General features: G+C 65.0%; 19 protein-coding genes and 1 tRNA gene. 10 read left to right on the top strand and 10 right to left on the bottom strand.

From position 1 onward, the window contains the following. Nucleotides 1-59: 59 nt before the first annotated feature. Nucleotides 60-1,208 (top strand): galactonate dehydratase, encoded by a 1,149-nt coding sequence (gene dgoD, locus WMC41_RS16895; protein ID WP_432344973.1) that lies wholly within the window; start codon nucleotides 60-62, stop codon nucleotides 1,206-1,208. A gap of 122 nt (nucleotides 1,209-1,330) precedes the next feature. Further along, nucleotides 1,331-1,465 (top strand): hypothetical protein, encoded by a 135-nt coding sequence (locus WMC41_RS16890; RefSeq protein ID WP_272806545.1) that lies wholly within the window; start codon nucleotides 1,331-1,333, stop codon nucleotides 1,463-1,465. 62 nt (nucleotides 1,466-1,527) lie between these two features. Here the strand turns inward: WMC41_RS16890 and WMC41_RS16885 are convergent, their stop codons facing one another. The 4 genes from WMC41_RS16885 to cpdR1 all read right to left on the bottom strand — a co-directional run bounded on the left by WMC41_RS16885 (nucleotide 1,528) and on the right by cpdR1 (nucleotide 5,326). Then, the gene (locus tag WMC41_RS16885) at nucleotides 1,528-2,559 is read right to left on the bottom strand and encodes a sensor histidine kinase (protein ID WP_432344970.1); all 1,032 of its coding nucleotides are present in this window, start codon (nucleotides 2,557-2,559) and stop codon (nucleotides 1,528-1,530) included. Between the two features lie 260 nt (nucleotides 2,560-2,819). Continuing rightward, the gene (locus WMC41_RS16880; protein WP_244768271.1) at nucleotides 2,820-4,304 is read right to left on the bottom strand and encodes a nucleobase:cation symporter-2 family protein; all 1,485 of its coding nucleotides are present in this window, start codon (nucleotides 4,302-4,304) and stop codon (nucleotides 2,820-2,822) included. Between the two features lie 490 nt (nucleotides 4,305-4,794). Continuing rightward, nucleotides 4,795-4,869 (bottom strand) — tRNA-Val (locus tag WMC41_RS16875). 94 nt (nucleotides 4,870-4,963) lie between these two features. Beyond that, nucleotides 4,964-5,326 carry a response regulator CpdR1 gene (cpdR1, locus tag WMC41_RS16870; protein WP_023512679.1) on the bottom strand — a complete coding sequence of 121 codons (363 nt, stop codon included), beginning with the start codon at nucleotides 5,324-5,326 and terminating at the stop codon, nucleotides 4,964-4,966. A gap of 190 nt (nucleotides 5,327-5,516) precedes the next feature. Between cpdR1 and WMC41_RS16865 the strand changes: the two genes are divergently transcribed. After that, nucleotides 5,517-6,401 (top strand): N-formylglutamate amidohydrolase, encoded by an 885-nt coding sequence (locus WMC41_RS16865; RefSeq protein ID WP_244768272.1) that lies wholly within the window; start codon nucleotides 5,517-5,519, stop codon nucleotides 6,399-6,401. Between the two features lie 268 nt (nucleotides 6,402-6,669). Next, nucleotides 6,670-7,443, top strand: a complete 774-nt coding sequence (gene hisN / locus WMC41_RS16860) for a histidinol-phosphatase (protein WP_432344967.1) — start codon at nucleotides 6,670-6,672, stop codon at nucleotides 7,441-7,443. A 55-nt stretch (nucleotides 7,444-7,498) separates the two neighbouring features. Here hisN and WMC41_RS16855 read toward each other — a convergent pair whose 3' ends face one another. Continuing rightward, nucleotides 7,499-8,461 (bottom strand): alpha/beta fold hydrolase, encoded by a 963-nt coding sequence (locus WMC41_RS16855; protein WP_432344964.1) that lies wholly within the window; start codon nucleotides 8,459-8,461, stop codon nucleotides 7,499-7,501. A 449-nt stretch (nucleotides 8,462-8,910) separates the two neighbouring features. Between WMC41_RS16855 and WMC41_RS16850 the strand changes: the two genes are divergently transcribed. After that, nucleotides 8,911-9,372: an Hsp20 family protein gene (locus tag WMC41_RS16850; protein ID WP_244768275.1), complete on the top strand. Its 462-nt coding sequence runs from the start codon at nucleotides 8,911-8,913 to the stop codon at nucleotides 9,370-9,372. A gap of 76 nt (nucleotides 9,373-9,448) precedes the next feature. Here the strand turns inward: WMC41_RS16850 and WMC41_RS16845 are convergent, their stop codons facing one another. Continuing rightward, entirely contained in the window at nucleotides 9,449-10,495 is a 1,047-nt protein-coding gene (locus tag WMC41_RS16845; protein ID WP_432344961.1) for a threonine aldolase family protein, read from the bottom strand. A 516-nt stretch (nucleotides 10,496-11,011) separates the two neighbouring features. Between WMC41_RS16845 and gltB the strand changes: the two genes are divergently transcribed. Beyond that, nucleotides 11,012-15,733, top strand: a complete 4,722-nt coding sequence (gene gltB / locus WMC41_RS16840) for a glutamate synthase large subunit (protein WP_432348369.1) — start codon at nucleotides 11,012-11,014, stop codon at nucleotides 15,731-15,733. A 226-nt stretch (nucleotides 15,734-15,959) separates the two neighbouring features. Beyond that, the gene (locus WMC41_RS16835; RefSeq protein WP_432344959.1) at nucleotides 15,960-17,417 is read left to right on the top strand and encodes a glutamate synthase subunit beta; all 1,458 of its coding nucleotides are present in this window, start codon (nucleotides 15,960-15,962) and stop codon (nucleotides 17,415-17,417) included. A gap of 218 nt (nucleotides 17,418-17,635) precedes the next feature. Here the strand turns inward: WMC41_RS16835 and WMC41_RS16830 are convergent, their stop codons facing one another. Further along, nucleotides 17,636-18,601: a calcium-binding protein gene (locus WMC41_RS16830; RefSeq protein ID WP_272806485.1), complete on the bottom strand. Its 966-nt coding sequence runs from the start codon at nucleotides 18,599-18,601 to the stop codon at nucleotides 17,636-17,638. Between the two features lie 51 nt (nucleotides 18,602-18,652). Continuing rightward, nucleotides 18,653-18,916, bottom strand: a complete 264-nt coding sequence (locus WMC41_RS16825) for a PepSY domain-containing protein (RefSeq protein ID WP_244768280.1) — start codon at nucleotides 18,914-18,916, stop codon at nucleotides 18,653-18,655. A 111-nt stretch (nucleotides 18,917-19,027) separates the two neighbouring features. On the opposite strand from WMC41_RS16825, the gene WMC41_RS16820 reads away from it, so the two are divergent. Genes WMC41_RS16820 through WMC41_RS16810 form a run of 3 tightly spaced genes read left to right on the top strand, consistent with a single transcriptional unit; the run spans nucleotide 19,028 to nucleotide 21,368 of the window. Continuing rightward, nucleotides 19,028-19,363 carry a PepSY domain-containing protein gene (locus WMC41_RS16820; RefSeq protein ID WP_244768281.1) on the top strand — a complete coding sequence of 112 codons (336 nt, stop codon included), beginning with the start codon at nucleotides 19,028-19,030 and terminating at the stop codon, nucleotides 19,361-19,363. After that, nucleotides 19,363-20,028 (top strand): response regulator transcription factor, encoded by a 666-nt coding sequence (locus tag WMC41_RS16815; RefSeq protein ID WP_244768282.1) that lies wholly within the window; start codon nucleotides 19,363-19,365, stop codon nucleotides 20,026-20,028. Before WMC41_RS16820 ends, WMC41_RS16815 begins: the two co-directional genes overlap by 1 nt. Continuing rightward, the gene (locus WMC41_RS16810; protein ID WP_432344953.1) at nucleotides 20,025-21,368 is read left to right on the top strand and encodes a sensor histidine kinase; all 1,344 of its coding nucleotides are present in this window, start codon (nucleotides 20,025-20,027) and stop codon (nucleotides 21,366-21,368) included. The genes WMC41_RS16815 and WMC41_RS16810 overlap by 4 nt, the downstream gene beginning before the upstream one ends. 46 nt (nucleotides 21,369-21,414) lie before the next feature. Here WMC41_RS16810 and WMC41_RS16805 read toward each other — a convergent pair whose 3' ends face one another. Beyond that, nucleotides 21,415-22,563: an SGNH/GDSL hydrolase family protein gene (locus WMC41_RS16805; RefSeq protein WP_432344950.1), complete on the bottom strand. Its 1,149-nt coding sequence runs from the start codon at nucleotides 22,561-22,563 to the stop codon at nucleotides 21,415-21,417. 131 nt (nucleotides 22,564-22,694) lie between these two features. Beyond that, on the bottom strand, nucleotides 22,695-23,915 hold the full coding sequence (locus tag WMC41_RS16800; protein ID WP_244768285.1) for a lytic murein transglycosylase: 1,221 nt from the start codon (nucleotides 23,913-23,915) through the stop codon (nucleotides 22,695-22,697).

The raw sequence follows: 23,915 nt of genomic DNA, 5'->3' as shown, positions 1-23,915 counted from the left end.
AACGACGCGGGCGCAAGATCCCGTGGCTTGAAGACGAACTGACGAGGGATGGAGACTCCATGAAGATCACGAAGCTCACGACCTATATTGTTCCGCCGCGCTGGCTGTTTCTGAAGGTTGAGACGGACGAGTGCATCGTCGGCTGGGGCGAGCCGGTGGTGGAGGGCCGCGCGCTGACGGTGGAGGCGGCCGTGCACGAGCTTGCGGACTATCTCGTCGGCAAGGATCCGCTTTTGATCGAGGATCATTGGCAGGTTATGTACCGCGCCGGCTTCTATCGCGGCGGCGCCGTGCACATGTCGGCGCTCGCCGGCATCGACCAGGCGCTCTGGGACATCAAGGGCAAGGCCTATGGCCAGCCCGTCCATGCCCTGCTCGGCGGCCAGGTGCGCGACAGGATCAAGGTCTATTCCTGGATCGGCGGCGACCGGCCCTCCGACGTCGCCAACAATGCCCGCGAAGTCGTTTCCCGCGGCTTCAAGGCGATCAAGCTCAACGGCTGCGAGGAGATGCAGATCGTCGACAGCTGGGACAAGGTGGAGAAGGCGGTGGAGACCGTCGCCGTCATCCGCGAGGCGATCGGCCCGCATGTCGGCATCGGCGTCGACTTCCACGGCCGCGTGCACCGGCCGATGGCCAAGGTCCTGGCGAAGGAGCTCCAGCCCTACAACCTGATGTTCATCGAGGAGCCGGTGCTGTCGGAGAACCGCGAGGCGTTGAAGGAGATCGCCAACCATTGCGCGACGCCGATCGCGCTCGGCGAGCGGCTCTATTCGCGCTGGGACTTCAAGTCGGTGCTGTCGGACGGTTATGTCGACATTCTCCAGCCGGACCTTTCGCATGCGGGCGGCATCACGGAATGCCGCAAGATCGCGGCGATGGCGGAGGCCTATGACGTGGCGCTGGCGCCGCATTGCCCGCTGGGTCCGATCGCGCTTGCGGCCTGCCTGCAGGTGGACGCGGTGTCGCACAATGCCTTCATCCAGGAGCAGAGCCTCGGCATCCACTACAACACGGGCAACGACATCCTCGACTACATCTCCAACAAGGCGGTGTTCCACTATGCCGACGGCTTCGTGTCGATCCCGCAGGGACCGGGCCTCGGGGTGGAGGTGGACGAGCAATACGTCATCGAGCGGGCAAAGGAGGGCCACCGCTGGCGCAACCCCGTCTGGCGCCATGAAGACGGCAGCGTGGCAGAGTGGTGAGCCCGCCGCATCATCGATCCGGAGAGCTGGGCCATCCGCCGGACTTTTTCCTTTCCTGGCCGTGGTGGACGCAGGCCCTCGTCATGCCTATGTCATACGGGCACACCGCAAAGGAGAGATTCATGCGCCCCATCACCGGTTTCGTCGTCGCCGCGCTCGCGGTCCTGTCGCTGGCAGGATGCAGCACGACTGCGGCGAACAACACGACCTACGCCCGCCCGCCGGCCTCGAGCGGCCTGCAGATTCCGCTGAACTGACACGCGTGCGCAGTTCCGGCCCGGTGCGGGAACTGCGCCTTTCTCATGTAGACCGAACCGCTTCAGGCCTGCCGAAGCGGAAACTCGATCGCGGCGCGGTAACGCCCTTCGGCCGTCGGGCCTGAGGAGAAACGCCATCGATTGGCAAAACGCGCCTGCAGCCGGTCGGTGATGTTGCGCAGGCCGACGCCCATGCCCGGCGGTTTGCGGGACATGCCGCCGCCTTCCGGCAGGTCGTTTTCGACGGTGAGGACCATGCGATCCCCCTCCCGGCGCGCTTCCAGCGCAATGGTTACCGGTTTACGCGATGCCGCGACGCCGTGCTTGACGGCGTTCTCGATCAACGGCTGCAGGATGAGATTGGGAACCAGTGCGGTGGCGAGTTCATCGGGCAGGCGGATGTCGAACCGCATGCGATCGGCGAAGCGCTCGCGTTCGATCTCGAGATAGTCGCGCTGAAGGGCGATCTCCTCGGCCAGCGGCACGTCATGCAGCGGATCGAGCGAGAGCGTCGTCTGCAGGAAGCGCGACAGGGACAGGACCATACGGTCCGCCCGCCCCGCCGATCCCTCCTCGATGAGGCCCGCGACGGAATTCAGCGTGTTGAAGAGGAAATGCGGATTGAGCTCGTAGCGCAGCGCCCGCATCTCCGCATCCAGCTTGCGCCGCTCGGCATTGAGCAGCGAGAGCGCGGCGGCATAGAAGCCGAAGGTCGCGACGTTCCACAGCAGGCTCATGCGGAACTGCAGGATGGCTTCGTCGAACGTCGCGGCGATCGCAAAGCCGGGCACGCCGAGGCCGCCGGGCAGCAGGTGCGGCCCGAGGGCCACGATGGCCGTGACGTCGAAGGCCGCCTGGCCGGCGGCAACCACCAGAACGGCCAGAACGCCGAGCCCGAGCGCCCTTTCCCGCGGCAGGCCGTGCAGCCGCTGAAGGATCTGCGCCAGCAGCAGCGCCAGCAGGACGCTGCTCAGCCAGCCGGGCGCAAGGACCAGGGCACCGCCCGAGAGCAGCAGGAAATCGTTGATGAAGAGCGCCGTCCAGAGTGTGACGGCCAGGACGAGCGCTTCGCGCCCATGGATGATGCCGGCCATGCCTGCTCCCGAAACCGCTGCCTTTCGGGAACGCGCATTCGCTCCCCTCCTTGCTATGCCCCGTAAGCGGCCCCGGGAAAATGTCCTTGTGATGTTGTTCACGAAGAAACCCGGCTTGCACATGGCAAGCCGGGTTTTCCTTCGATGCATGGCTTCTAAAGCGCGCCGCGATCTTTCAGATCCGTGCCTCGCGCTTTAGGTCTTTGATTTTCCGCATGTCGTTGGCGCAAAGCCGCTGCGCACTTTTGCGCGACATGCTTTTAGTGGCTGTCGGCCATGCGGGCGGCCTCGACGGCATCGGACTGCTCGAAGCGCACGCCGTTGAAGAAGGCGTTCAGCAGGACGGCGACGATGGAGGCGAGCACGATGCCCGATTCGATGATGGGATGGATCGCATGCGGCATCCACATCAGGTAGTTCGGGGCGAGCAGCGGGATCAGGCCGAAGCCGATGGAGACGGCGACGACGAAGAGGTTGTTGCGCGAGGACTTGAAGTCCACCGTCGTGAGGATGCGCACGCCCGTCGCGGCCACCATGCCGAACATCACGAGGCCGGCGCCGCCGAGGATGAAGGTCGGCACGGCCTCGACGAGGGCGCCCATCTTCGGGATCAGTCCGAGGACGATCATGATGATGCCGCCCGCGACGCAGACATAGCGGCTCTTCACGCCGGTGACGCCGACGAGGCCGACATTCTGCGAGAAGCTCGTATAGGGGAAGGTGTTGAACAGGCCGCCGATCATCGTGCCGATGCCGTCAACGCGCAGGCCCGCCGTCAGGTTCTGCTGGGAGACCGGCCGGCCGGTGATTTCCCCGAGCGCCAGGAACATGCCGGTCGATTCGATCATGACGACGATCATGACGAGCGTCATGGTGGCGATCAGCACGGGATCGAAGATCGGCATGCCGAAGCGCAGCGGCGTGACGACGGCGAACCAGCCGGCATCGGCCACGCGGTCGAAATGCATCATGCCGAGGATCGACGCGGCGACGCAGCCGATGACGACGCCGCTGAGGACGGCGATGTTGCTGATGAGGCCGCGGCCGAAGCGGGCGATGGCGAGGATCGAGACGAGCACCAGCGCCGACAGCGCGATATGGCTCGGCTCGGCATAGATCGGGTTGGAAACGGTCGGCGCGATGGCAAAGCCGCTCGGAACCGCCGGGCCGCCGCTTTCCGCCAGCGTCTTCATCTGGGCGAGCCACTCGGCATGGGCCGGGTCGATCAGCTTGGGCGCGGTCGGGCCGAAGGGATTGCCGAAGGTCCAGTTGATGCCGACGCGCATCAGCGACACGCCGATGACGAGGATGATGGTGCCCGTCACCACGGGCGGAAAGAAGCGCAGCAACCGGCCCATCAGGGGCGCGATCAGGAGAGCGATGAAGCCGGCGCCGATGATGGCGCCGAAGATCATGCGCGCGCCCTCCGTTCCCGGCGTCATGGTGGCCATGGAGACCATCGGCCCGACGGAGGCGAAGGTGACGCCCATCATGACGGGCAGGCGAATGCCGACATGCCGGCCGAAGCCGAGCGACTGGATGATGGTGACGAGACCGCAGACGAAGAGGTCGGCGGAAATCAGGAACGCGACATCCTGCGGGCTGAGCTGCAGCGCGCGTCCGACGATGAGCGGCACGGCGACGGCGCCGCCATACATGACGAGTACGTGTTGGATGCCCAGCGTCGCGAGCCTGCCCGCAGGCAGTTTCTCGTCCACCGGGTGTATGCTGGATGCGTCGCTCATGGATACTCCTCCCATCCCATCGACCTTCCGAATTCCCGTCCTCCAACGGGGTGCGCCATCTTTGGTAGAGCGACAGACGGTCGCAAGCATAGCCCGGCGATAAACACTTTACGATTTTCTGGGGTAATCCTGCGAGGAAGCTGGTCCGCCGCGTGCCTGGGGCTTGCCGGATTCAGCTGGAATTCCACCGGTTTGGCGCCGATCCGGCGCCCGATATGCGACGTGAGCCAGCGTTCATTTGACCGCAAGTCACCCTCTGCCGTCAACTGTTTCCTGCGCGGCATATGTGTATTTCCACGCCGCCACCGGAAGAGCGGGAAACAGGCCTGGAGAGAGGCGTTGTGCCGGGAAGCCGGAACCTCGCAGGAAGCTGCGTGCGCGAAGCGAGGCAGCGGGCCACCGGAGACCTGATCCGGCGGTCCCTGACCTTGACGGCAGGCCGGAAAAGCAAAAGGCCTTCCGGTTTCCCGAAAGGCCTTTGGAATTCGAATGGTGGGCGTGACAGGGATTGAACCTGTGACCCCTACGATGTCAACGTAGTGCTCTCCCGCTGAGCTACACGCCCATCCGATGAGGCGCATAGACCACAAAACCCCGAGGCGCGTCAATAGGTTTTTGAAGCTTTTTTTACGGGGCGATTTTGCGGTCTTTTCCGAGGGTTAGGCGGCCAGCATCTTGTTGACTTCCTCGACGAGATCGCGCAGGTGGAACGGTTTGGACAGAACCTTGGCGTCCTTCGGGGCCTTGGAATCCGGGTTGAGCGCCACGGCGGCAAAGCCGGTGATGAACATGACCTTGAGGTCCGGGTCGAGTTCCGTCGCGCGGCGGGCAAGCTCGATACCGTCCATCTCCGGCATCACGATGTCGGTCAGGAGAAGCGAGAAGGGTTCTTCGCGAAGCCGGTCATAGGCGCTGGCGCCGTTGTCGTAGGACAGCACCTGGTAGCCCGCCTTTTCGAGCGCCTTCACGAGGAACCGGCGCATATCGTTGTCGTCTTCTGCGAGGAGAATCTTGGGTGTCATGGAATTCGGGAACCGTTGCTAAGGTTGTCTGCCCGCGGACGGGCGGTTCTGTTACAAGAGCGTATTCCGGTAAATATCCGGTGAATGGGTGAGGGCAAGCCCTTATCCCTCGTTTCTCAGTATGGACACGGGGTGTGGCCGCTGGCAACATGGCCGACGCAATGACTTTCAGGCATGGTAAAGGACGGCAATGGCGGAGGCCTCAAGCGAAAACAGTCACTTCGAAGTGCTGGAACCGGTTTCGCAGAGCGTGCCCCTCGTCTTCAATTCCCCCCACAGCGGTCGGCGTTATCCACAAGGCTTCCTGGCGCAGTCGCGCCTCGATGCGCTCGCCATCCGCCGCTCGGAGGACCATTATGTCGATGAGCTGTTCTCGGTCGCGCCGGCGCTCGGCGCGCCGATGCTGGTCGCGCATTTCCCGCGCGCCTGGCTCGACGTCAACCGCGAGCCCTACGAGCTCGATCCGCGCATGTTCGAGGGGGCGCTGCCCTCCTATGCGAACGTCAATTCTATCCGGGTCGCCGGCGGGCTCGGCACCGTGCCGCGGGTGGTCGCCGAGAACATGGAGATCTACCGCCATCGCTTTCCCGTGGAAGAGGCGCTGGAGCGGGTCGAGACGGTCTACAAGCCCTATCATGCCTGCCTGCGCCGCCTCGTCGTGCGCACCCATGTGACCTTCGGCTTCTCGGTGCTCATCGACTGCCATTCGATGCCGGGCAACATCCGCGTTTCCGGCACGGGCATGCGGCCGGACTTCATCATCGGCGATCGCTACGGCACGAGCGCGTCGGGCGAGCTTTCGCGCACGGCGATGCGGCTTCTGGAGGACATGGGCTTTTCCGTCGTGCGCAACAAGCCCTATGCGGGCGGCTTCATCACCGAGCATTACGGCCGGCCGGCCAAAGGGCTGCATGCGTTGCAGATCGAGGTGAACCGCGGCCTCTATGTCGACGAGACAACGCTGGCCAAGCGGCCGGACTTCGCGGTGCTGCAGACGGCGATCTCGGCTTTCCTGCAGGACTTTTCCGACCATGTCGAGGAATATGCCGCCGACCGGGCGCTCGCCGCCGAATAGGCCGGCCTCCCGTCAAAAAAAACCGCGCTTGGGGCGCGGTTAAGTCTAGGGAGGAAACACCCAAGGAGGGTATTTACAGCCACGAATGACTGTAAGAAAACAATAATATTGCGCTGCACAAATGTCAAGCGCAACTGCGGGACAAATTTGCGGTCCGTTAAGCAACATCCTGTGCCCGCTCCGCGCGGCCTTCTGCGTCAATCCGGTTCCGTTTTCCGCGGCGATGCAGTAAGGAGAGGCGATCCGCAGCCCCTCCGAGAGATCCCCCATGTTGCCTGATCGCGCCTTCTTCGACCGCCTTGCCGATGCCGCAAGGAAGGAAACCCTGCCGCGCTTTCGCGTCGGCGCCGATGTCGTCAACAAGGAGGCTGCCGGCTTCGACCCCGTGACGGAGGGCGACCGGGCGGCGGAACTGGCGATCCGCGCGCTGATCGAGCAGCATTTCCCGGGCCATGGCATCCTCGGCGAGGAACACGGCTCGGTCGGCCTCGACCGCGAATATGTCTGGGTCATCGACCCGATCGACGGCACGCGCGCCTTCATTTCCGGCGTGCCGGTCTGGGGCACGCTGATCGGCCTCTACCGCAACGGCGAGGCCGTCATGGGGCTGATCGACCAGCCCTTCACCGGCGAGCGCTATTTCGCCGACGGAAGCGTGTCCCACTATGCCGGACCGGATGGCAGCAAGGCGCTGTCGACGCGGCCCTGCAACCGCCTGTCCGATGCGATCCTCTTCACCACCTCGCCGCACCTCTTCACGGAACGCCGCAAGGACCGGTTCGAAGCCGTGCAGGAGAAGGTGCGGCTCTTCCGCTACGGCGTCGATTGCTACGCCTATGCGCTGCTCGCCGCCGGCCATGTCGACCTCGTCGTCGAATGCGGGCTGAAGCCCTATGACGTCGGTGGCCTCATCCCGGTCATCGAACAGGCGGGCGGCATCATCACCGCCTGGGACGGCGGCCCGGCGGAAATGGGCGGCGAGATCATCGCGGCCGGCAGCCGCAAGGTCTATGACGAGGCGATGGCGCTGCTGAACGGATAGGAATCCGTTTCGCGATTCCCCTCCTTGAACCAGCTCGATTAAAGGGGGCCTGCGTTCAGGCGCCGAGGCTGGTTTCCTCGGCGTCGCTTCCCGGAATGAAGGCGTCGATCGCGGCCAGCGCCTGCATGCGGTAGCGGTCGGCCTCCTGGAACAGTTCGTGGCGCGCGCCGTCGATCTCGATGAGGCGGGCGGCGCGGAAGATGCGCGCGAGATCGCCGATCGCCTTGCGCGGCACGAGGGCGTCCCGCGTCGGGCACAGCAGCAGGGTGGGAATGCGGATGCGCGTCAGGTGGTCCTGATGCGTCACGCGCGCCATGGTCTTCAGCGTCTCGTTCAGCCAGCGGGCGCTCGGCCAGCTGATGGAAAGCTCCGGATGTTCGGCGAAGATCGCGGCATTGCGGGCAAAGCGCCGCGGATCGGATGTCACGATATTATGTGCGAAGTCGAGCGGCGGATCGCCCTTGCGGAAGGTGTGCTTGCCGAGACCCAGCAGCGAGGCCAGGCGGGCGATGACGGTGATCTTGCGCTGGCTCATCGACTGGCCGGCGAGCGCGATGAAGGGTGCGGCGAGCACCATGCGCTCGATGCGGTTTTCGAGCAGCGGTGCCTGGGAGAGGGCGACGAGCGCGCCGGTCGAATGGGCGACAATGAAGAAAGGCAGGCGGGCATCCGGCAGCACGATCTTTTCCAGGAAGAGCGAAAGATCGGCCTCGTAGTCGGAAAACCGCAGGATATGGCCGGTGCGGCTGCCCGATATCAGCCGGTCGGACCCGGCCTGCCCGCGCCAGTCGAAGGTGGCGACCCAGAGGCCGCGGGCGGTGAGGTCGCTGATCGTCTCGAAATATTTCTCGATGCATTCGCTGCGGCCCTGCAGCAGCACCACCGTGCCCTTGGCCTCGCGCTCGTTCGAGCGGAACACCGCGTAGCGGATCTTCACGCCGCCATTGCCTTCCAGGAAACCGGCGAAATGGTTCTCCGGTACGGGATTGTCGGCGGTGGCGTTGAGGATGGAATCCATGGCGCGGGCGGGTCTCGGCGGGCGTCGATGATCGATGGATAGGCGCTGGCGCCAGTGCCGTCAAAGAAAAAAGCCGGCTGCATGCGGGCACGGGGGGCTTCACATGCAGTCCGGCGTAATTTGACCGGGAAGGAAGGGACGTTACACCCCGGTCGTCAGAAGTTTTCGCTTCCGATGATGCCGTTCTAGCAGGACCAATCTGAACGCTGTCCGAAGCCGCCGTTCATCCTCCATTCATCTCGAAATTTTTTCCGAGACCCGCCTTTTCGGCCGGCCAGGCCTCTTGAACGGCTGAAATTCCATTCCCATCTCAACGTCACGGACGCCAACAGGGTCCGTCGAGGCTTCCGTCGCCAGAATGGGACGGGGCCGGATGAACCGGGCTGCACCTTCGGAAATCGGGGGCAGCCTTCAGAAAGATCGCAACCGTTGCTCTAAAGGAGGACACCATGCGTCACGTCGATTTCTCCCCCCTCTATCGTTCCACCGTCGGCTTCGACCGTCTCTTCACCATGCTCGACAGCCTCGGCCAGCCCGATCAGGCGCAGAGCTACCCGCCCTACAACATCGAGCGCACCGGCGAAAACACCTACCGCATCACCATGGCGGTGGCTGGCTTCGACGAGAGTGAACTCTCCATCGAGGCGCGCGAGCACGCGCTGACGGTCAAGGGCGAGAAGAAGGACGACGCGGCCGAAGACAGCCAGTATCTCTACCGCGGCATTGCCAAGCGCGCTTTCGAGCGTCGCTTCCAGCTCGCCGATCATGTGGAAGTACGCGCCGCCTCGCTGAAGAACGGCCTTCTCCACATCGATCTCCTTCGCGAGATCCCGGAAGCCGCCAAGCCGCGCCGTATCGAGATCACGGCCGTCCAGCGCGACGCCAAGCAGATCGAAGCGCAGACCAACTGATCCGGCTTCGCGTTCGATCGGAATGAAGAAGGGCGGTGCCGCAGGGCACCGCTTTTTTTGTGTCCGGCGATGCCGCTCAGAGCGCCGAGAGGAAGTCGTCGACGTCGGTTTGCTTCGTGGCGAAGCTCGTGACGAGCCGGATCAGCGTTTCGTCCGCGCGCATGCTGGCCTTCACTTCGGGGCCGGCGGGCCAGTCGTAGAAGACGGCGCCCTTGTCCTGCAGGGCCTTCATCGCATCGTTGCGGATGATGACGAAGAGCTCGTTCGATCCCGTCGGCCAGGCGAGGCGGGCCGTGTCGGAGGCCTCGAAACCGGCCGCAAGGCGCGCTGCCATGGCATTGGAATGACGGGCGAGGCTGAGCCAGAGCCCGTCCTTGAAATAGGCGTCGAACTGGGCGGCGATGAAGCGGGACTTGGAGAAGAGCTGGGCCGAGCGCTTGCGCAGGAAATGCATCTGCTGCGCCTTGCCCGGATCGAACAGGATGAGTGCCTCGGCGCACCAGCAGCCGTTCTTCGTGCCGCCGAAGGAGAGGATGTCGACGCCGCGCCTCCAGGTCATGTCCGCCGGCGTTGCGTCAAGATGGACGAGCGCATTGGCGAAACGTGCGCCATCCATGTGCAGCGGCAGGCTCGCCTTCCTCGCGACCTCCGAGAGGGCGGCGATTTCGTCGAGCGTATAGGCGGTGCCGGCTTCGGTGGCCTGGGTAATGGTGACGGCCATCGGCTGTCCGCCATGCACGAAGTCCGGCGGGAAGCGGCCTATGGCGGCGGCAAGGGCGTCCGGGGAGAGCTTGCCGGCGGGACCGTCGATCGGCACCAGCTTGGCCCCGGCAGCGAAAAATTCCGGCGCATTGCATTCGTCGACATTCACATGGGCTTCGTGGTGGCAGAAGACCTGGCCGCCGGGCCGGTTGAAGCTGGCGAGCGCCAGCGAATTGGCCGCCGTGCCCGTGCCGACGAAGAAGACGGCGACGTCACGCTCGAAAATCTGCGAAAAGGTCTTTTCCACATGCTTGTCGAGGTCGCTCGCGCCATAGGCCGAGGCGAAGCCGCCGGCCGCCGTCACGAGGCTCTGTGCGATGTCTGGATGGGCGCCGGCCCAGTTGTCGGAAGCGAAAAACATGCGATTTCCAGTGCGAATGTGGCTGCGGGAGGACCATAATGGAGAAATGAAGGCGATTAATCGCCGAAAACGGCTGAAAGTGCCATCCCCCTGGAGAATGAAAGGAATGGAAACAATGGGCCGGGTGGTCGTAATTTAATTTCAAGCTTGCGGCGGAGCAGGCAATTTTTCTTCATGGGGTGGTGATTATTTGGCATGATGGCCTTGCGGCCCGGGGGTGTTTCTGGCATAGAGCCCATGAAATAGGACAGGTTTGCTGTCCTATTTCGGTCAAGAGACCGAAGAGGCGCCTTCCGCGACCGCGGAAACTGCCGAAACGGCACCAGGCGAGGGAGGACCGCTCCTTCGGAAAACCTGGTTGCCACGACGGTCCTGATGATCATTCCTGGTCGGCCGTCGTTTTGCGGTTACATCAGGTTCAGGAAACAGCCGCTCGCGAGGCCCTGCCCCAAGGCAAAAGGGTCACACGGGCGAAAAGGACTGCCCGCAGGATGGGCCCACAGGAGGAAGAAGATGATGGTGAAGACCCAAGCACATGATTTGCGGCAGTTCCGGGCGCAGGCGACTGCGACGGGCGCCACGACACGCGCTTCCAATCCCGGCCTGCCGAAAAAACAGGGACTCTATGATCCGCGCAATGAACACGATGCCTGCGGCGTCGGCTTCGTGGCGCATTTGAAAGGCAAGAAATCGCACCAGATCGTCAAGGACGGGCTGTTCATGCTCGAGAACCTGACGCATCGCGGCGCTGTCGGCGCAGATCCGCTGATGGGCGACGGTGCGGGCATCCTCGTCCAGATTCCGGACCGCTTCTTCCGCGAGGAGATGGCAAAGCAGGGCATCACGCTGCCGAAGGCCGGTGAATATGCCGTCGGCCACATCTTCATGCCGCAGGACGAGAAGCTCGTCGATTATTTCAAGAAGGTCATCGGAGATGTCGTCGCCGAAGAAGGGCAGGTCCTCATCGGCTTCCGCGACGTGCCGGTCGACAATTCCTCGCTTTCCAGGGCTCCCGAGATCGCCGCCACCGAGCCGCGGCACGTCCAGGTCTTCATCGGCGCCGGCCGCGACGCCGCGACGAACGGCGAGTTCGAGCGCCGGCTCTTCACCCTGCGCAAGGTGATCTCCAACCGCATCTATGACGAATACGAGGGCGAGGAGAGCAATTTCTATCCCGTCTCGCTGTCTTCAACGACCATCGTCTACAAGGGCATGTTCCTCGCCTATCAGGTGGGCGCCTACTACAAGGACCTTGCCGATCCGCGCTTCGAATCGGCCGTCGCCCTCGTGCACCAGCGCTTCTCCACCAATACCTTCCCGTCGTGGAAGCTGGCGCACCCATACCGCATGGTCGCCCATAACGGCGAGATCAACACGCTGCGCGGCAACGTCAACTGGATGGCGGCCCGCCAGGCCTCCGTCTCCTCGCCGCTGTTCGGTGAGGACATCACGAAGCTCTGGCCGATCTCCTATGAGGGCCAGTCGGATACGGCCTGTTTCGACAACGCGCTCGAATTCCTCGTGCGCGGCGGCTATTCCATGGCCCATGCGGTCATGATGCTGATCCCCGAGGCCTGGGCCGGCAACCAGCTGATGAGCCAGGAGCGCAAGGCGTTTTACGAATACCACGCCGCGCTGATGGAGCCGTGGGACGGCCCCGCCGCCGTCGCCTTTACCGACGGCAAGCAGATCGGCGCGACGCTCGACCGCAACGGCCTGCGCCCGGCCCGCTACCTCGTCACCGACGATGACCGCGTCATCCTCGCCTCCGAAGCCGGCACGCTGCCGGTCAAGGAAGAGAGCATCGTCAGGAAGTGGCGCCTCCAGCCGGGCAAGATGCTGCTCATCGACATGGAGGAAGGCCGCATCATTTCCGACGAGGAGGTGAAGTCCGCGCTTGCCGCCAAGCATCCCTATCGCGAGTGGCTGGACAACACCCAGATCATCCTGGAAGACCTCGGCCCGGTCGAGCCGCGGGCGCTGCGCCGCGACGTCTCGCTGCGCGACCGCCAGCAGGCCTTCGGCTATACCCAGGAGGATACCCGCCTCCTGATGTCGCCGATGGCGACCACCGGGCAGGAGGCGATCGGCTCCATGGGCACGGACACGCCGATTTCGGCCATGTCCGACAAGACCAAGCTGCTCTACACCTATTTCAAGCAGAACTTCGCGCAGGTGACGAACCCGCCCATCGACCCGATCCGCGAGGAACTGGTCATGAGCCTCGTCTCCTTCATCGGCCCGCGCCCGAACATCCTCGACCATGGCGGCGCGGCCAAGGCCAAGCGCATGGAGGTGCGTCAGCCGATCCTTACCAATGGCGACCTCGAAAAGATCCGCTCGATCGGCCATGTCGAGGACCGTTTCGACACCAAGACGCTGGATTTCACCTATGATGTCTCGCGCGGTGCGGACGGCATGCCGGAAATGCTCGACCGTCTGTGCGAGCGTGCCGAGCAGGCCGTCACCAGCGGCTACAACATCATCGTGCTCTCCGACCGCCAGATCGGGCCGGACCGCGTGGCGATCCCGGCGCTCCTGGCGACGGCCGCCGTGCACCACCACCTGATCCGCAAGGGGCTTCGCACCTCGGTCGGCCTCGTCGTGGAGACCGGCGAGCCGCGCGAAGTGCACCATTTCTGTCTTCTCGCCGGTTACGGCGCGGAAGCGATCAACCCGTACCTGGCCTTCGACACGCTCACCGACATGCACAAGCGCGGCGAGTTCCCGAAGGAGGTGGACGCGGAGGAGATCGTCTATCGCTACATCAAGGCGATCGGCAAGGGCATCCTGAAGGTCATGTCCAAGATGGGCATCTCGACCTACCAGTCCTATTGCGGTGCGCAGATCTTCGACGCCATCGGCCTCTCCTCCGAGCTTGTCGACAAATATTTCTTCGGCACCGCGACGACCATCGAGGGCATCGGCCTCGACGAGATCGCCAAGGAGACCTTCAACCGCCACAAGGCGGCCTTCGGGCGTGATCCGCTGCTCGCCAACACGCTGGATATCGGCGGCGAATATGCCTACCGCATGCGCGGCGAGGAGCACGCCTGGACGCCGGACGTCGTCGCTTCGCTGCAGCATGCGGTGCGCGGCAACGCGGCCGATCGCTACAAGGAGTTCGCCGACCTGGTGAATGCCTCCTCGCTGCGCATGAACACGATCCGCGGCCTCTTCTCGATCAAGGGCGCGGAAGCGGCCGGCCGCAAGCCGATCTCCATCGACGAGGTGGAACCGGCGGTCGACATCGTCAAGCGCTTCTCGACGGGGGCCATGTCCTTCGGCTCGATCAGCCGTGAGGCGCACACGACGCTCGCCGTCGCCATGAACCGGATCGGCGGCAAGTCGAACACCGGCGAGGGCGGCGAGGAGGCCGACCGCTACATGCCGCTGCCGGACGGTTCGATGAACCCCGAGCGCTCCGCGATCAAGCAGATCGCCTCCGGCCGCTTCGGCGTGACGACCGAATACCTGGTCAATGCGGACATGCTGCAGATCAAGGTCGCGCAGGGCGCCAAGCCCGGCGAGGGCGGCCAGCTGCCCGGCCACAAGGTGGACGCGACGGTCGCCAAGACCCGTCACTCCACCCCGGGCGTCGGCCTCATCTCGCCGCCGCCGCACCACGATATCTATTCGATCGAGGATCTGGCGCAGCTCATCTACGACCTGAAGAACGTCAACCCCGAGGCCGATATCTCGGTCAAGCTCGTCTCGGAAGTCGGCGTCGGCACGGTTGCCGCCGGTGTCGCCAAGGCACGCGCGGACCATATCACCATCGCCGGCTTCGACGGCGGCACGGGCGCTTCGCCGCTCACCTCGCTGAAGCATGCCGGCTCCCCGTGGGAAATCGGCCTTGCCGAGACGCACCAGACGCTGGTGCTCAACAAGCTGCGCTCGCGCATCGCGCTGCAGGTCGACGGGGGCCTGAAGACCGGCCGTGACGTCGTCATCGGCGCGCTGCTCGGTGCGGACGAATTCGGCTTCGCGACGGCTCCGCTCATTGCGGCCGGCTGCATCATGATGCGCAAGTGTCATCTCAATACCTGTCCGGTGGGCGTCGCGACCCAGGACCCGGTCCTGCGCAAGCGCTTCAAGGGCACGCCGGAGCATGTCATCAACTACTTCTTCTTCGTCGCCGAAGAGGTGCGCGAAATCCTGGCCTCGCTCGGCGTGCGCTCGCTGAACGAGATCATCGGCGCCTCGGAGCTGCTCGAAAAAGAGAGGATGATCTCGCACTGGAAGGCCAACGGCCTCGACTTCTCCCGCATCTTCCACAAGGTCGATGCGCCGAAGGAGGCGACCTACTGGACCGAGCGGCAGGATCATCCGATCCACGACGTCCTCGACCGCAAGCTGATCGAAGAGGCGAAGCCCGCGCTGGAGAAGAAGACGCCCGTCGCCTTCGAGGTCGACATCAAGAATGTCGACCGTTCGGCCGGTGCGATGCTGTCCGGGGCCGTCGCCAAGCGCTACGGCTTCAAGGGGCTGAAGGACGACACGATCTCGGTGAAGCTGCATGGCACGGCGGGCCAGTCCTTCGGTGCCTTCCTTGCCCGCGGCATCACCTTCGACCTGATCGGCGCCGGCAACGACTATGTCGGCAAGGGCCTTTCCGGCGGCCGCATCGTCGTGCGTCCCCCGGCGGAGAACCGCGCGGTACCGCATGAATCGATCATCGTCGGCAACACGGTGCTCTACGGCGCGATCTCGGGCGAGTGCTACTTCAACGGCGTTGCCGGCGAACGCTTCGCCGTGCGCAACTCCGGTGCCGTCGCCGTCGTCGAGGGCGTGGGCGACCATGGCTGCGAATACATGACGGGCGGGGTCGTCGTCGTCATCGGCCAGACAGGCCGCAACTTCGCGGCCGGCATGTCGGGCGGCGTCGCCTATGTGCTGGACGAGGCCGGTGATTTCGCCCGTCGCTGCAATATGGCGATGGTCGAGCTCGAGCCGGTGCCGGAAGAGGACGATATGCTGGAGAAGCTGCACCATCATGGCGGCGACCTCATGCACAAGGGCATGGTCGATGTCTCCGACGACATGACGCGCCATGACGAGGAACGGCTCTACCAGCTCGTCACGAACCACCTGCACTATACGGGCTCGCCGCGGGCGCGGGAGATCCTCGACAAATGGGCCGAGTATCGTCCGAAATTCCGCAAGGTCATGCCGGTCGAATACCGCCGTGCGCTCGAAGAGATGGAGCGCATGAGGATGGGGATCGCTGCCGAGTGAGGCGGCCGGCTCCGCAAGGAGTCCCTCATCCGCCTGCCGGCACCTTCTCCCGGTGAACGGGAGAAGGGATGTGCGGCAAGGCGGTGCGACATCTGCCTTCTCCCCGCCTGCGGGGAGAAGGTCGCGGCAGCGGGATGTGGGGTCGTCCCCGTCAATGCCTGTCGCGCGGTGTTCCCTTTTGCGCCCGAAGCGCTCGTCGAAACGTTATAAGAATCAGGATATCACAATGGGCAAGGTTACTGGTTTCATGGAAATCGACCGGCAGGTGATGAAGTATCAGCCGGCCTCCGACCGCATCCGCCATTTCCGCGAGTTCACCATCCCGATGTCGGACCCGGAGGTCCAGAAGCAGGCCGCGCGCTGCATGGACTGCGGCATTCCCTATTGCCACGGCCCGACCGGCTGTCCGGTGCACAACCAGATCCCGGACTGGAACGACCTCGTCTACAACGGCAACTGGGAAGAGGCGATCCGCAACCTGCATTCGACCAACAACTTCCCGGAATTCACCGGCCGCGTCTGCCCCGCGCCCTGCGAGGAGGCCTGCACGCTGAACCTCGAGGACATGCCGGTCTCCATCAAGACCGTCGAGCAGGCGATCGCCGACAAGGCCTATGAGATGGGCTATATCGTGCCGCAGCCGGCGACGCTGAAGACCGGCAAGAAGGTCGCGGTCATCGGCTCCGGCCCGGCCGGCATGGCCGCCGCCCAGCAGCTTGCCCGCGCCGGCCACGAGGTTCACCTCTACGAGCGCGAATCCAAGGCCGGCGGCCTGTTGCGCTACGGCATTCCGGACTTCAAGATGGAGAAGAACTTCATCGACCGCCGCGTCGACCAGATGCGCGGCGAGGGCGTGACCTTCCACTACGGCGTCAATGTCGGCGTCGACAAGCCGATGGACGAGATGCTCGCCGAGCATGACGCCGTGCTTTATTGCGGCGGCTCGGAAACCCCGCGCGACGCCGGCATTCCGGGCGTCGATTTCGCCGGCGTGCACGATGCCATGCCCTATCTCGTCCAGCAGAACCGCCGCGTCGGCCGCGAGAACATCGACAGCGTCGGCTGGCCGTCCGACCCGATCCTTGCCGGTGGCAAGCACGTCGTCGTCGTCGGTGGTGGCGACACGGCCTCGGACTGCGTCGGCACCGCCTTCCGCCAGGGCGCGGTGAAGGTCACCCAGCTCGACATCCGCCCGCAGCCGCCGGAAAAGGAGGACAAGCTCGCCGTCTGGCCGTTCTGGGCGACGAAGATGCGCACTTCCTCCTCGCAGGCCGAAGGCGCGGTGCGCGAATTCCAGGTCGGCACGCTCGAATTCGTCGGCGACGAGGACGGCGTCCTCACCGGCGTGAAGTGCTGCCAGGTGGACGACCGCCGCAAGCCGATACCCGGCACGGAGTTCATCATCAAGGCGGACCTCGCCTTCATCGCCATCGGTTTTCGCGGGCCTTTTACGGACGGCGTGCTGAAGGACCTCGGCGAGCGCCTGACGATCAACACCGACAAGCGCGGCTCCTCCAACGTCGTCGCCAACGAGCGCGACTACAAGACCTCGGTGGACAAGCTCTGGACGGCGGGTGACGTGCGCCGCGGCCAGTCGCTGGTCGTCTGGGCGATCCGCGAAGGCCGACAGGCCGCCCGCGCCATCGACGAGGCCCTGATGGGCTCGACCACGCTGCCGCGCTGAGATTCATGCAAATGGCGAAAGGGCGCGCCGGGAAACCGGCGCGCCCTTTGTCGTTTTGAATGCCCCTCATCCGCCTGCCGGCACCTTCTCCCCGCAAGCGGGGAGAAGGGACCCTGTTGCGCTGTTCTACCCTGATCCGGGCAAAGCGTTGCCCCATCTCCCTTCTCCCCGCCTGCGGGGAGAAGGTCGCGGCAGCGGGATGAGGGGCGATACCCGCCTCAGACGAAGAGGAAGTCCGACGCCGAGAGGTCGGCGAGCTTGATGTCGTCGAGGCGCAGTTCGCTCTGGCCGAAGTCGAACACCACGTCCTTGCCGCCGTCGGCCGTGCGGGCGATGTCCTTGAGGTCGGCGAAGCTCGAAACACCGAGGCTCTTGGAGATTTCGATCTTGTCGAAATTGGTCTGGAAGTCTTCGATCTCGGTCCTGCCGGTCTTGAAGACGAAGGTGTCGCGGCCGGCGCCGCCTTCCAGCTCGTTGTTGCCCGAACCGCCATCCAGGCGATCGTTGCCGGCACCGCCTTCGAGGTCGTCATTGCCCGAGCCGCCGAAGAGCCGGTCGTTGCCGGCGCCGCCCTCCAGGTCGTCATGGCCGGAGCCGCCCCAGATCCTGTCGTTGCCGGCATCGCCCGAAAGCTTGTCGTTGCCGCCATGGCCGGAAATCCGGTCATTGCCGTCGCCGCCGGAGATCGTGTTGGCCTTGCTGTCGCCGTTCAGCACGTCATCGCCGGAAAGGGGATCCTTCGGCTCGTCGGTATCGACGGACTTGAAGGAGAAGTGGCTTGCCTTGAGGCTCGACAGCTTGGTGTCTTCCAGCGTCAGCGTATTGCCGTTGCCGAAATCGAAGCGCACGTCCTCACCGCCGTCTACGGTCCTGGCGAGTGCCTTGAGTTCCGCAAAGCTCTTCACGCCGAGCGCGCTGTCGATGACGATCTTGTCGGCGCTCGTGGAGAAGTCGTCGATCTCGTCGCGGCCGCTGGAGAAGACGAAGGTGTCGCGGCCGGAGCCGCCGCTCAGCTCGTCATTGCCGGTGCCGCCGTGCAGCCAGTCGTTGCCGGCGCCGCCCTCCAGGTCGTCATTGCCGCCGTAGCCGAAGAGCTTGTCGTTGCCGCCCTTGCCGTAGATGTCGTCGGCCGTCGACTGGCCCTTGAGCGTGTTGGCGGAAGAGGTGCCGATGATCTTAACCATGAGAAATGTCCTTGTTCGATTGGGTCTTCAGAGGCGAAAGGTCAGCGCGGATCAGTCTTCGCGCTCGAGGCGCAGGATCTCGCCGGTATAGCCGTCGATCTTGGCTTCGCTGACCACGTTCTTCGTGTCGACGATCTTCGCCTCGAAGTGGCCGTCGTCCATCTCGATCTCGCGGATGACGTAGCCCTTGGCCGAAAGCTCGGTGGCGACCTGCTCCAGCGTCTTGCGCACGGGCGCCGCGGCGGTTTCGGCGAGGGCCGGTACGGTGAGGGCGAGGAGGCCGGCGGCGAGAAGGCCGGTCGTGATGAGGCGCATGGCGAAATCCTTTCCTGTCGTTGTGGGGGGAGGTTTCGCATAGGCTGCCTGTTGCTTGCCTGACAGGCGCTGTCAGCGATTTGTCAGCTTGATACGCGTATAGGTAGGCCCATGATCACGAAGATATTGACCCCTTTTCCGCTGGCGCTCGCCCTGTTCGTCGCTCTTTCCGTGATGCCGCCGATGGGCGCGCAGGCGGATGACGACGACGACGCGGTGGAGCACGAGGAAGCCCGCCGCGCCCTCGAACAGGGCCTCGTGCGCCCGCTCGAACAGATCATCGTGGAAGCCCGCAAGCATGTCGAGGGCGACCTGATCGAAGTGGAGCTTGAGCGCGAGAACGGGCGCTATATATATGAGCTGGAATTCATCCAGCCGTCCGGCCAGATCATCGAGCTGCAGCTCGATGCCAAGACGATGGCGATCGTAGAGGACGACGACGACTGATGCGCCTGCTTCTCGTCGAGGACGACGCCCGCATCGCGGCCGATGTTTCCGCCGTGCTGACGGGGGCCGGCTATACCGTCGAGACCGCCTCGGACGGCAAGGATGCCTGGTTCCTCGGCGATACCGAGGATTACGATCTCATCATCCTCGATCTCGGTCTGCCGAGCATGGACGGCATGGCGCTCTTGAAGCGCTGGCGCGCCAACGGCCGGCACATGCCGGTGCTGGTGCTGACGGCCCGCGGCAGCTGGGCCGAGCGCGTCGAGGGCATCGACGCCGGCGCCGACGACTACCTGCCGAAGCCCTTCCAGTTCGAGGAGCTGCTTGCCCGCGCCCGCGCGCTCATCCGCCGGTCCGTCGGCCATGGCGCCGCAACGATCGCCATCGGTGCCGTCACCATCGATACGCGGGCCATGCGCGTCAGCGTCAACGGCGTGCCGCAGTCGCTGACGCCGCTCGAATACCGGCTCGTCAGCTATCTCGGCCATCACCGCGACCGTATCGTGCCCCCGACCGAGCTGCAGGAGCACCTCTACGGCGACGATTTCTCGCGGGATGCCAATGCGCTGGAGGCGCTCGTCGCGCGGCTGCGCAAGAAACTCGGCGCAGTCGCCATCGGTACGCGACGCGGCTTCGGCTACTATATGGGCGAGACCGCACCGTGACGCGCCGTTCGCTGCGCCTTCGCCTGGCGCTTGCCGGCGCCGCCTCCATCATCGCCGCCCTCGTGGCGGCGTTCTTCGTTCTGTCGACGCTGTTCGAGCGGCATGTGGAGCGGCGCATCGCCGCCGAGCTGATGCTGCATCTCAACCAGGTGATCGCCGGCCTTGCCGAGCAGCCGGGTGCGTCGCTTCATCTCGTCAAGCCGCCGGTCGATCCGCGCTTCGAGCGGCCGCTCTCCGGCCTCTACTGGCAGATCGAGGGCGACGGCAGCCGCCTGCGCTCCCGCTCGCTTTGGGACGATGTGCTGACCCTGCCGGACATTCCGGCCGGCGGCGTCCATACCGCGACCATCACCGGGCCGGGAGATGCGTCGCTGCTTCTCGTCGAGCGCGAGGTGGTGACCAGCGAGCGGGCTGGGGCGCGGCCGCTGCGCGTCGCCGTCGCCATCGACCGCACCGATATTTCGCGCGCGACGGATCAATTCGAAGGAGACCTTCTGCCCTACCTGCAGGCGCTCGCCGTGCTGCTGCTGGCGGCGAGCTTCGTGCAGATCTTCGTCGGCCTGCGCCCGCTGGCAACGTTGACGGAACGCCTTTCAGCCATCCGCGCCGGCAAGGCCGAACGGCTCGGCAACGATTTTCCGGACGAGGTCCTGCCGCTCACCGGCGAGGTCGATGCCCTGCTGCAATCGCGCGAAAACCAGCTGCGCAAGGCGCGTGAGCGGGCGGCGGACCTCGCCCATGGCTTCAAGACGCCGCTGCAGATCCTCTCCGGCGACGTGCTGCGCCTGCGCGAGCGGGGTGAGGAGGCGGTTGCCCGCGATATCGAGGCGATCATCCTGCGCATGCGCCGCCATGTCGACCACGAGATGGCCCGCGCCCGCCAGGCCGAGCGCGGCCACACGGCGCGCAGCGATCTCGGCCGTGTCGCCGCGCAGGTCGTCAGCGTCGTCTCGCGGACGCCGGCTGGCCGCGATCTCGACTGGCAGCAGGAAATCGAAGCGGGCCTCATCCTGCGCATCGATGCGGAGGATCTCGCCGAAATCCTCGGCAGCCTTGCGGAAAACGCCGCGCGTTACGCCCGGACCACCGTCGGCATCTTCGCCCGGGCGGAAGGTGCGGCGGCGATCATCGAGGTCGTTGACGACGGGCCGGGCATTCCGGAAGGGGAGATCGAGTTCGTGCTGAAACGGGGCGGCCGGCTCGATACGACGAGCGAAGGCGCGGGATTGGGTCTGGCCATTGCCGAGAGTTTCGTCGAGGAGGCGAATGGCAGCTTCATGCTGGAAAACCGCCAGCCCGGCCTTTGCGCCCGCATCATGCTGCCGCGGATCGTGGCCTGAGCGGTTTGCCGAACGCGCCGATCCAATGGATCGTGGCGAAGACCGGTCAGGGGGTCGCGATTTTGTTCAATCGGAAGTCGTCGACGCGGCCAAGGGGGGCGTCGGCGATCTCGCCCTTTTCCACCAGCTTCTCGCGCAGGCTCTTGCCGTTGCCCTTGATGGCGGCGCCGCCGAGCAGCGCGGTGCCGCCGTCGAGTGCCGGATCGGCGAGGCTGATCGGCTGTGTCTTGGTGATTTCCGTGTCTTCCGCCGGCGCGGTCACGACGAGGTCCTTGAGGTCGCCCTGCAGGCCGGGGCCGTCGGCGGCGGCATCGCCCAGCACGCGGCGGATTTCCTTTTCCACATAGAAGGCGAGCTTGCGCTTTCCGGCCTTGGTGAAGTTGATGCCGTCGGAGCCGCGCAGGCGCACCTGCTGGCCGTTGATGTCCGAGCCGGAGATGACGAACTTGCCGTTCTCGTCGACGAACCCGTCCCAGATATCGACGAATTCGCCGCCGGCCTTCTCGACGCCGGCACGATAGATATTGTTGAGCGTCGTCATGTCGGCCGTCATGGCCGACGACTGGAAGGCGGGCATGCCGATCCACATCATCGGCTTGCCGCCGTCGCGGGCGAGCATCGCCAGGCGTTCGACGCGCGCCTCGTATTCCCTGGTCCAGGCCTCGGAGCGGAACTTTTCCTTCTCCCCGGCCACCGACATCTGCTGGCGGTCGTTGGCGCCGATGCTGAGGACGACGAGGGCGGGCTTGGTTTCCGCGATCAGGCCGGGCAGGGAGGCCGGCCAGTTGTAATAATCCTCGCGCACGATGCCGGAGGAGCCGTTGGTGCGGCGCTCGACGACGATGCCGGGCGTTGCCTCGAAGGCGGCGACGAGGCCCTCGCCGAGGCTGCCGGCGATGAAGTCGCCGACGACGAGCACGACCTTGGCGTCCGGCAGTTTCTCGATCGCCGCCGGCTCCGGCTTGGTGGCCACCGTGGTCGCCTGCTTCTTCTTGCGCGTGACGGTGCGCGGCTTCTTGATCTGCGGCTCGGGTGCGACCTCCTCTTGCTTCGGCTTGCCGAAGAGCAGCTCCAGGATGGTCTTGCGCTCCTTGCGCTGCTGCGCGCCGGCGGGGAGGGCGGTCACCACGACGCTCACCCCCGTCACAAGGGCAAGGCCGAGGCGCACAATCCGCATGGTCGTCGTCGTGCTCATCGCGAGGGCTCCCGTCTTGTCCGCAACCCTGCCGGATCCCGGTGGCGGCATGATGGCAAATGCGGGGCCTAAGGGAAAGCCCGGCAGCAAAAGGGGCGCCGCAGCGCCCCTGTTCGTCCTTGCCAGGCGGTTTAGCGGCGCAGCGCGCGCAGCAGCTGCTGGCTCGGCTCGCCGTCGGCGGCAAGGCCCATGCGGTTCTGGAAGGCCTGGATGGCGGCCTTGGAACCGGAGCCGAAATTGCCGTCGACCTCGCCCTCGTAATAGCCGAGCTCCTTGAGACGGGTCTGCAGCTCGAACTTTTCCGTGATGTCGAGCGCACCGTCCGGGCGCGGCCAGCGCTGCTTGACGCCGCTGTAGCCGGCGAGCTGGTCGGCCAGCATGCCGACGCCCATGGCGTAGGAGTCCGATGCGTTGTAGCGCTTGATGACGAAGAAGTTCTTGGTCATCAGGAAGCCGGGGCCGCCATTGGCCGGCAGCTTCAGCTCGGCGCGGTCGGCACCGTTCTTGAACCCGCTGCCGTTCGGGCGCGTGAAGCCGAGCTTCGCCCACTGGGCAAGCGTCTTCGTCTGGCCCGAATACTTGCTGCCGCCCTTCGGCACGACGATCTCGTAGCCCCAGGTCTTGCCCGACTGCCAGCCGTTCTTGGCAAGCAGGTTCGCCGCGGTCGCCAGCGCGTCCGGCACCGAGGTCCAGATGTCGCGATGGCCGTTGCCGTCCGCGTCGACGGCGTAGATCATGTAGCTCGTCGGGATGAACTGGGTGTGGCCCATGGCGCCGGCCCAGGATCCGGTCATCTTGCCGGCCGCGATGTCGCCGCGCTGGATGATCTTCAGCGCCGCGATCAGCTGCGTGCGTGCATATTTCGCGCGCTTCTTGTCGGCATAGGCGAGCGTTGCCAGCGCCCGCGGCACATAGTGCAGCCGGTCGTCCTTCTCCAGCACCGCGCCATAGTTCGATTCCATCGACCAGATGGCGAGCAGGATGTTGCGGTCGACGCCGAAATGCCGCTCGACGGCTGCAAGCGTGCGGGCATGTTTCGCGGCCATCTCCCGGCCGACGCGCACCGTGTAAGGATTGACGCGCGAATCGAGATAGTCCCAGATCTTGTGCTTGAATTCCGGCTGGTAGGCGGCCTTTTCAAGGACATCCGGATCGGGTGTCTTGACGCCGGAAAACGCCTTCTGGTAGGTCGATTTGCTGATGCCGGCTTCGGATGCCGTCGCGTAGAAATCGGCGATCCACTGCTGGAAGCGGGCATCCGCGCGGGCAGCGGTGGCCTGGGCGAACAGCCCGGCCGACAGGAGGAGAGTGAGCGCGGATCGGCGCAGAACGGTTTTCAGATTCTGTGTCAT

The organism is Shinella yambaruensis (genome assembly GCF_050859155.1).
GTDB classification, from domain to species: domain Bacteria; phylum Pseudomonadota; class Alphaproteobacteria; order Rhizobiales; family Rhizobiaceae; genus Shinella; species Shinella yambaruensis.
Note: the sequence above shows the minus strand (reverse complement) of the source record. Positions and strands in the feature narration are given on the sequence as shown.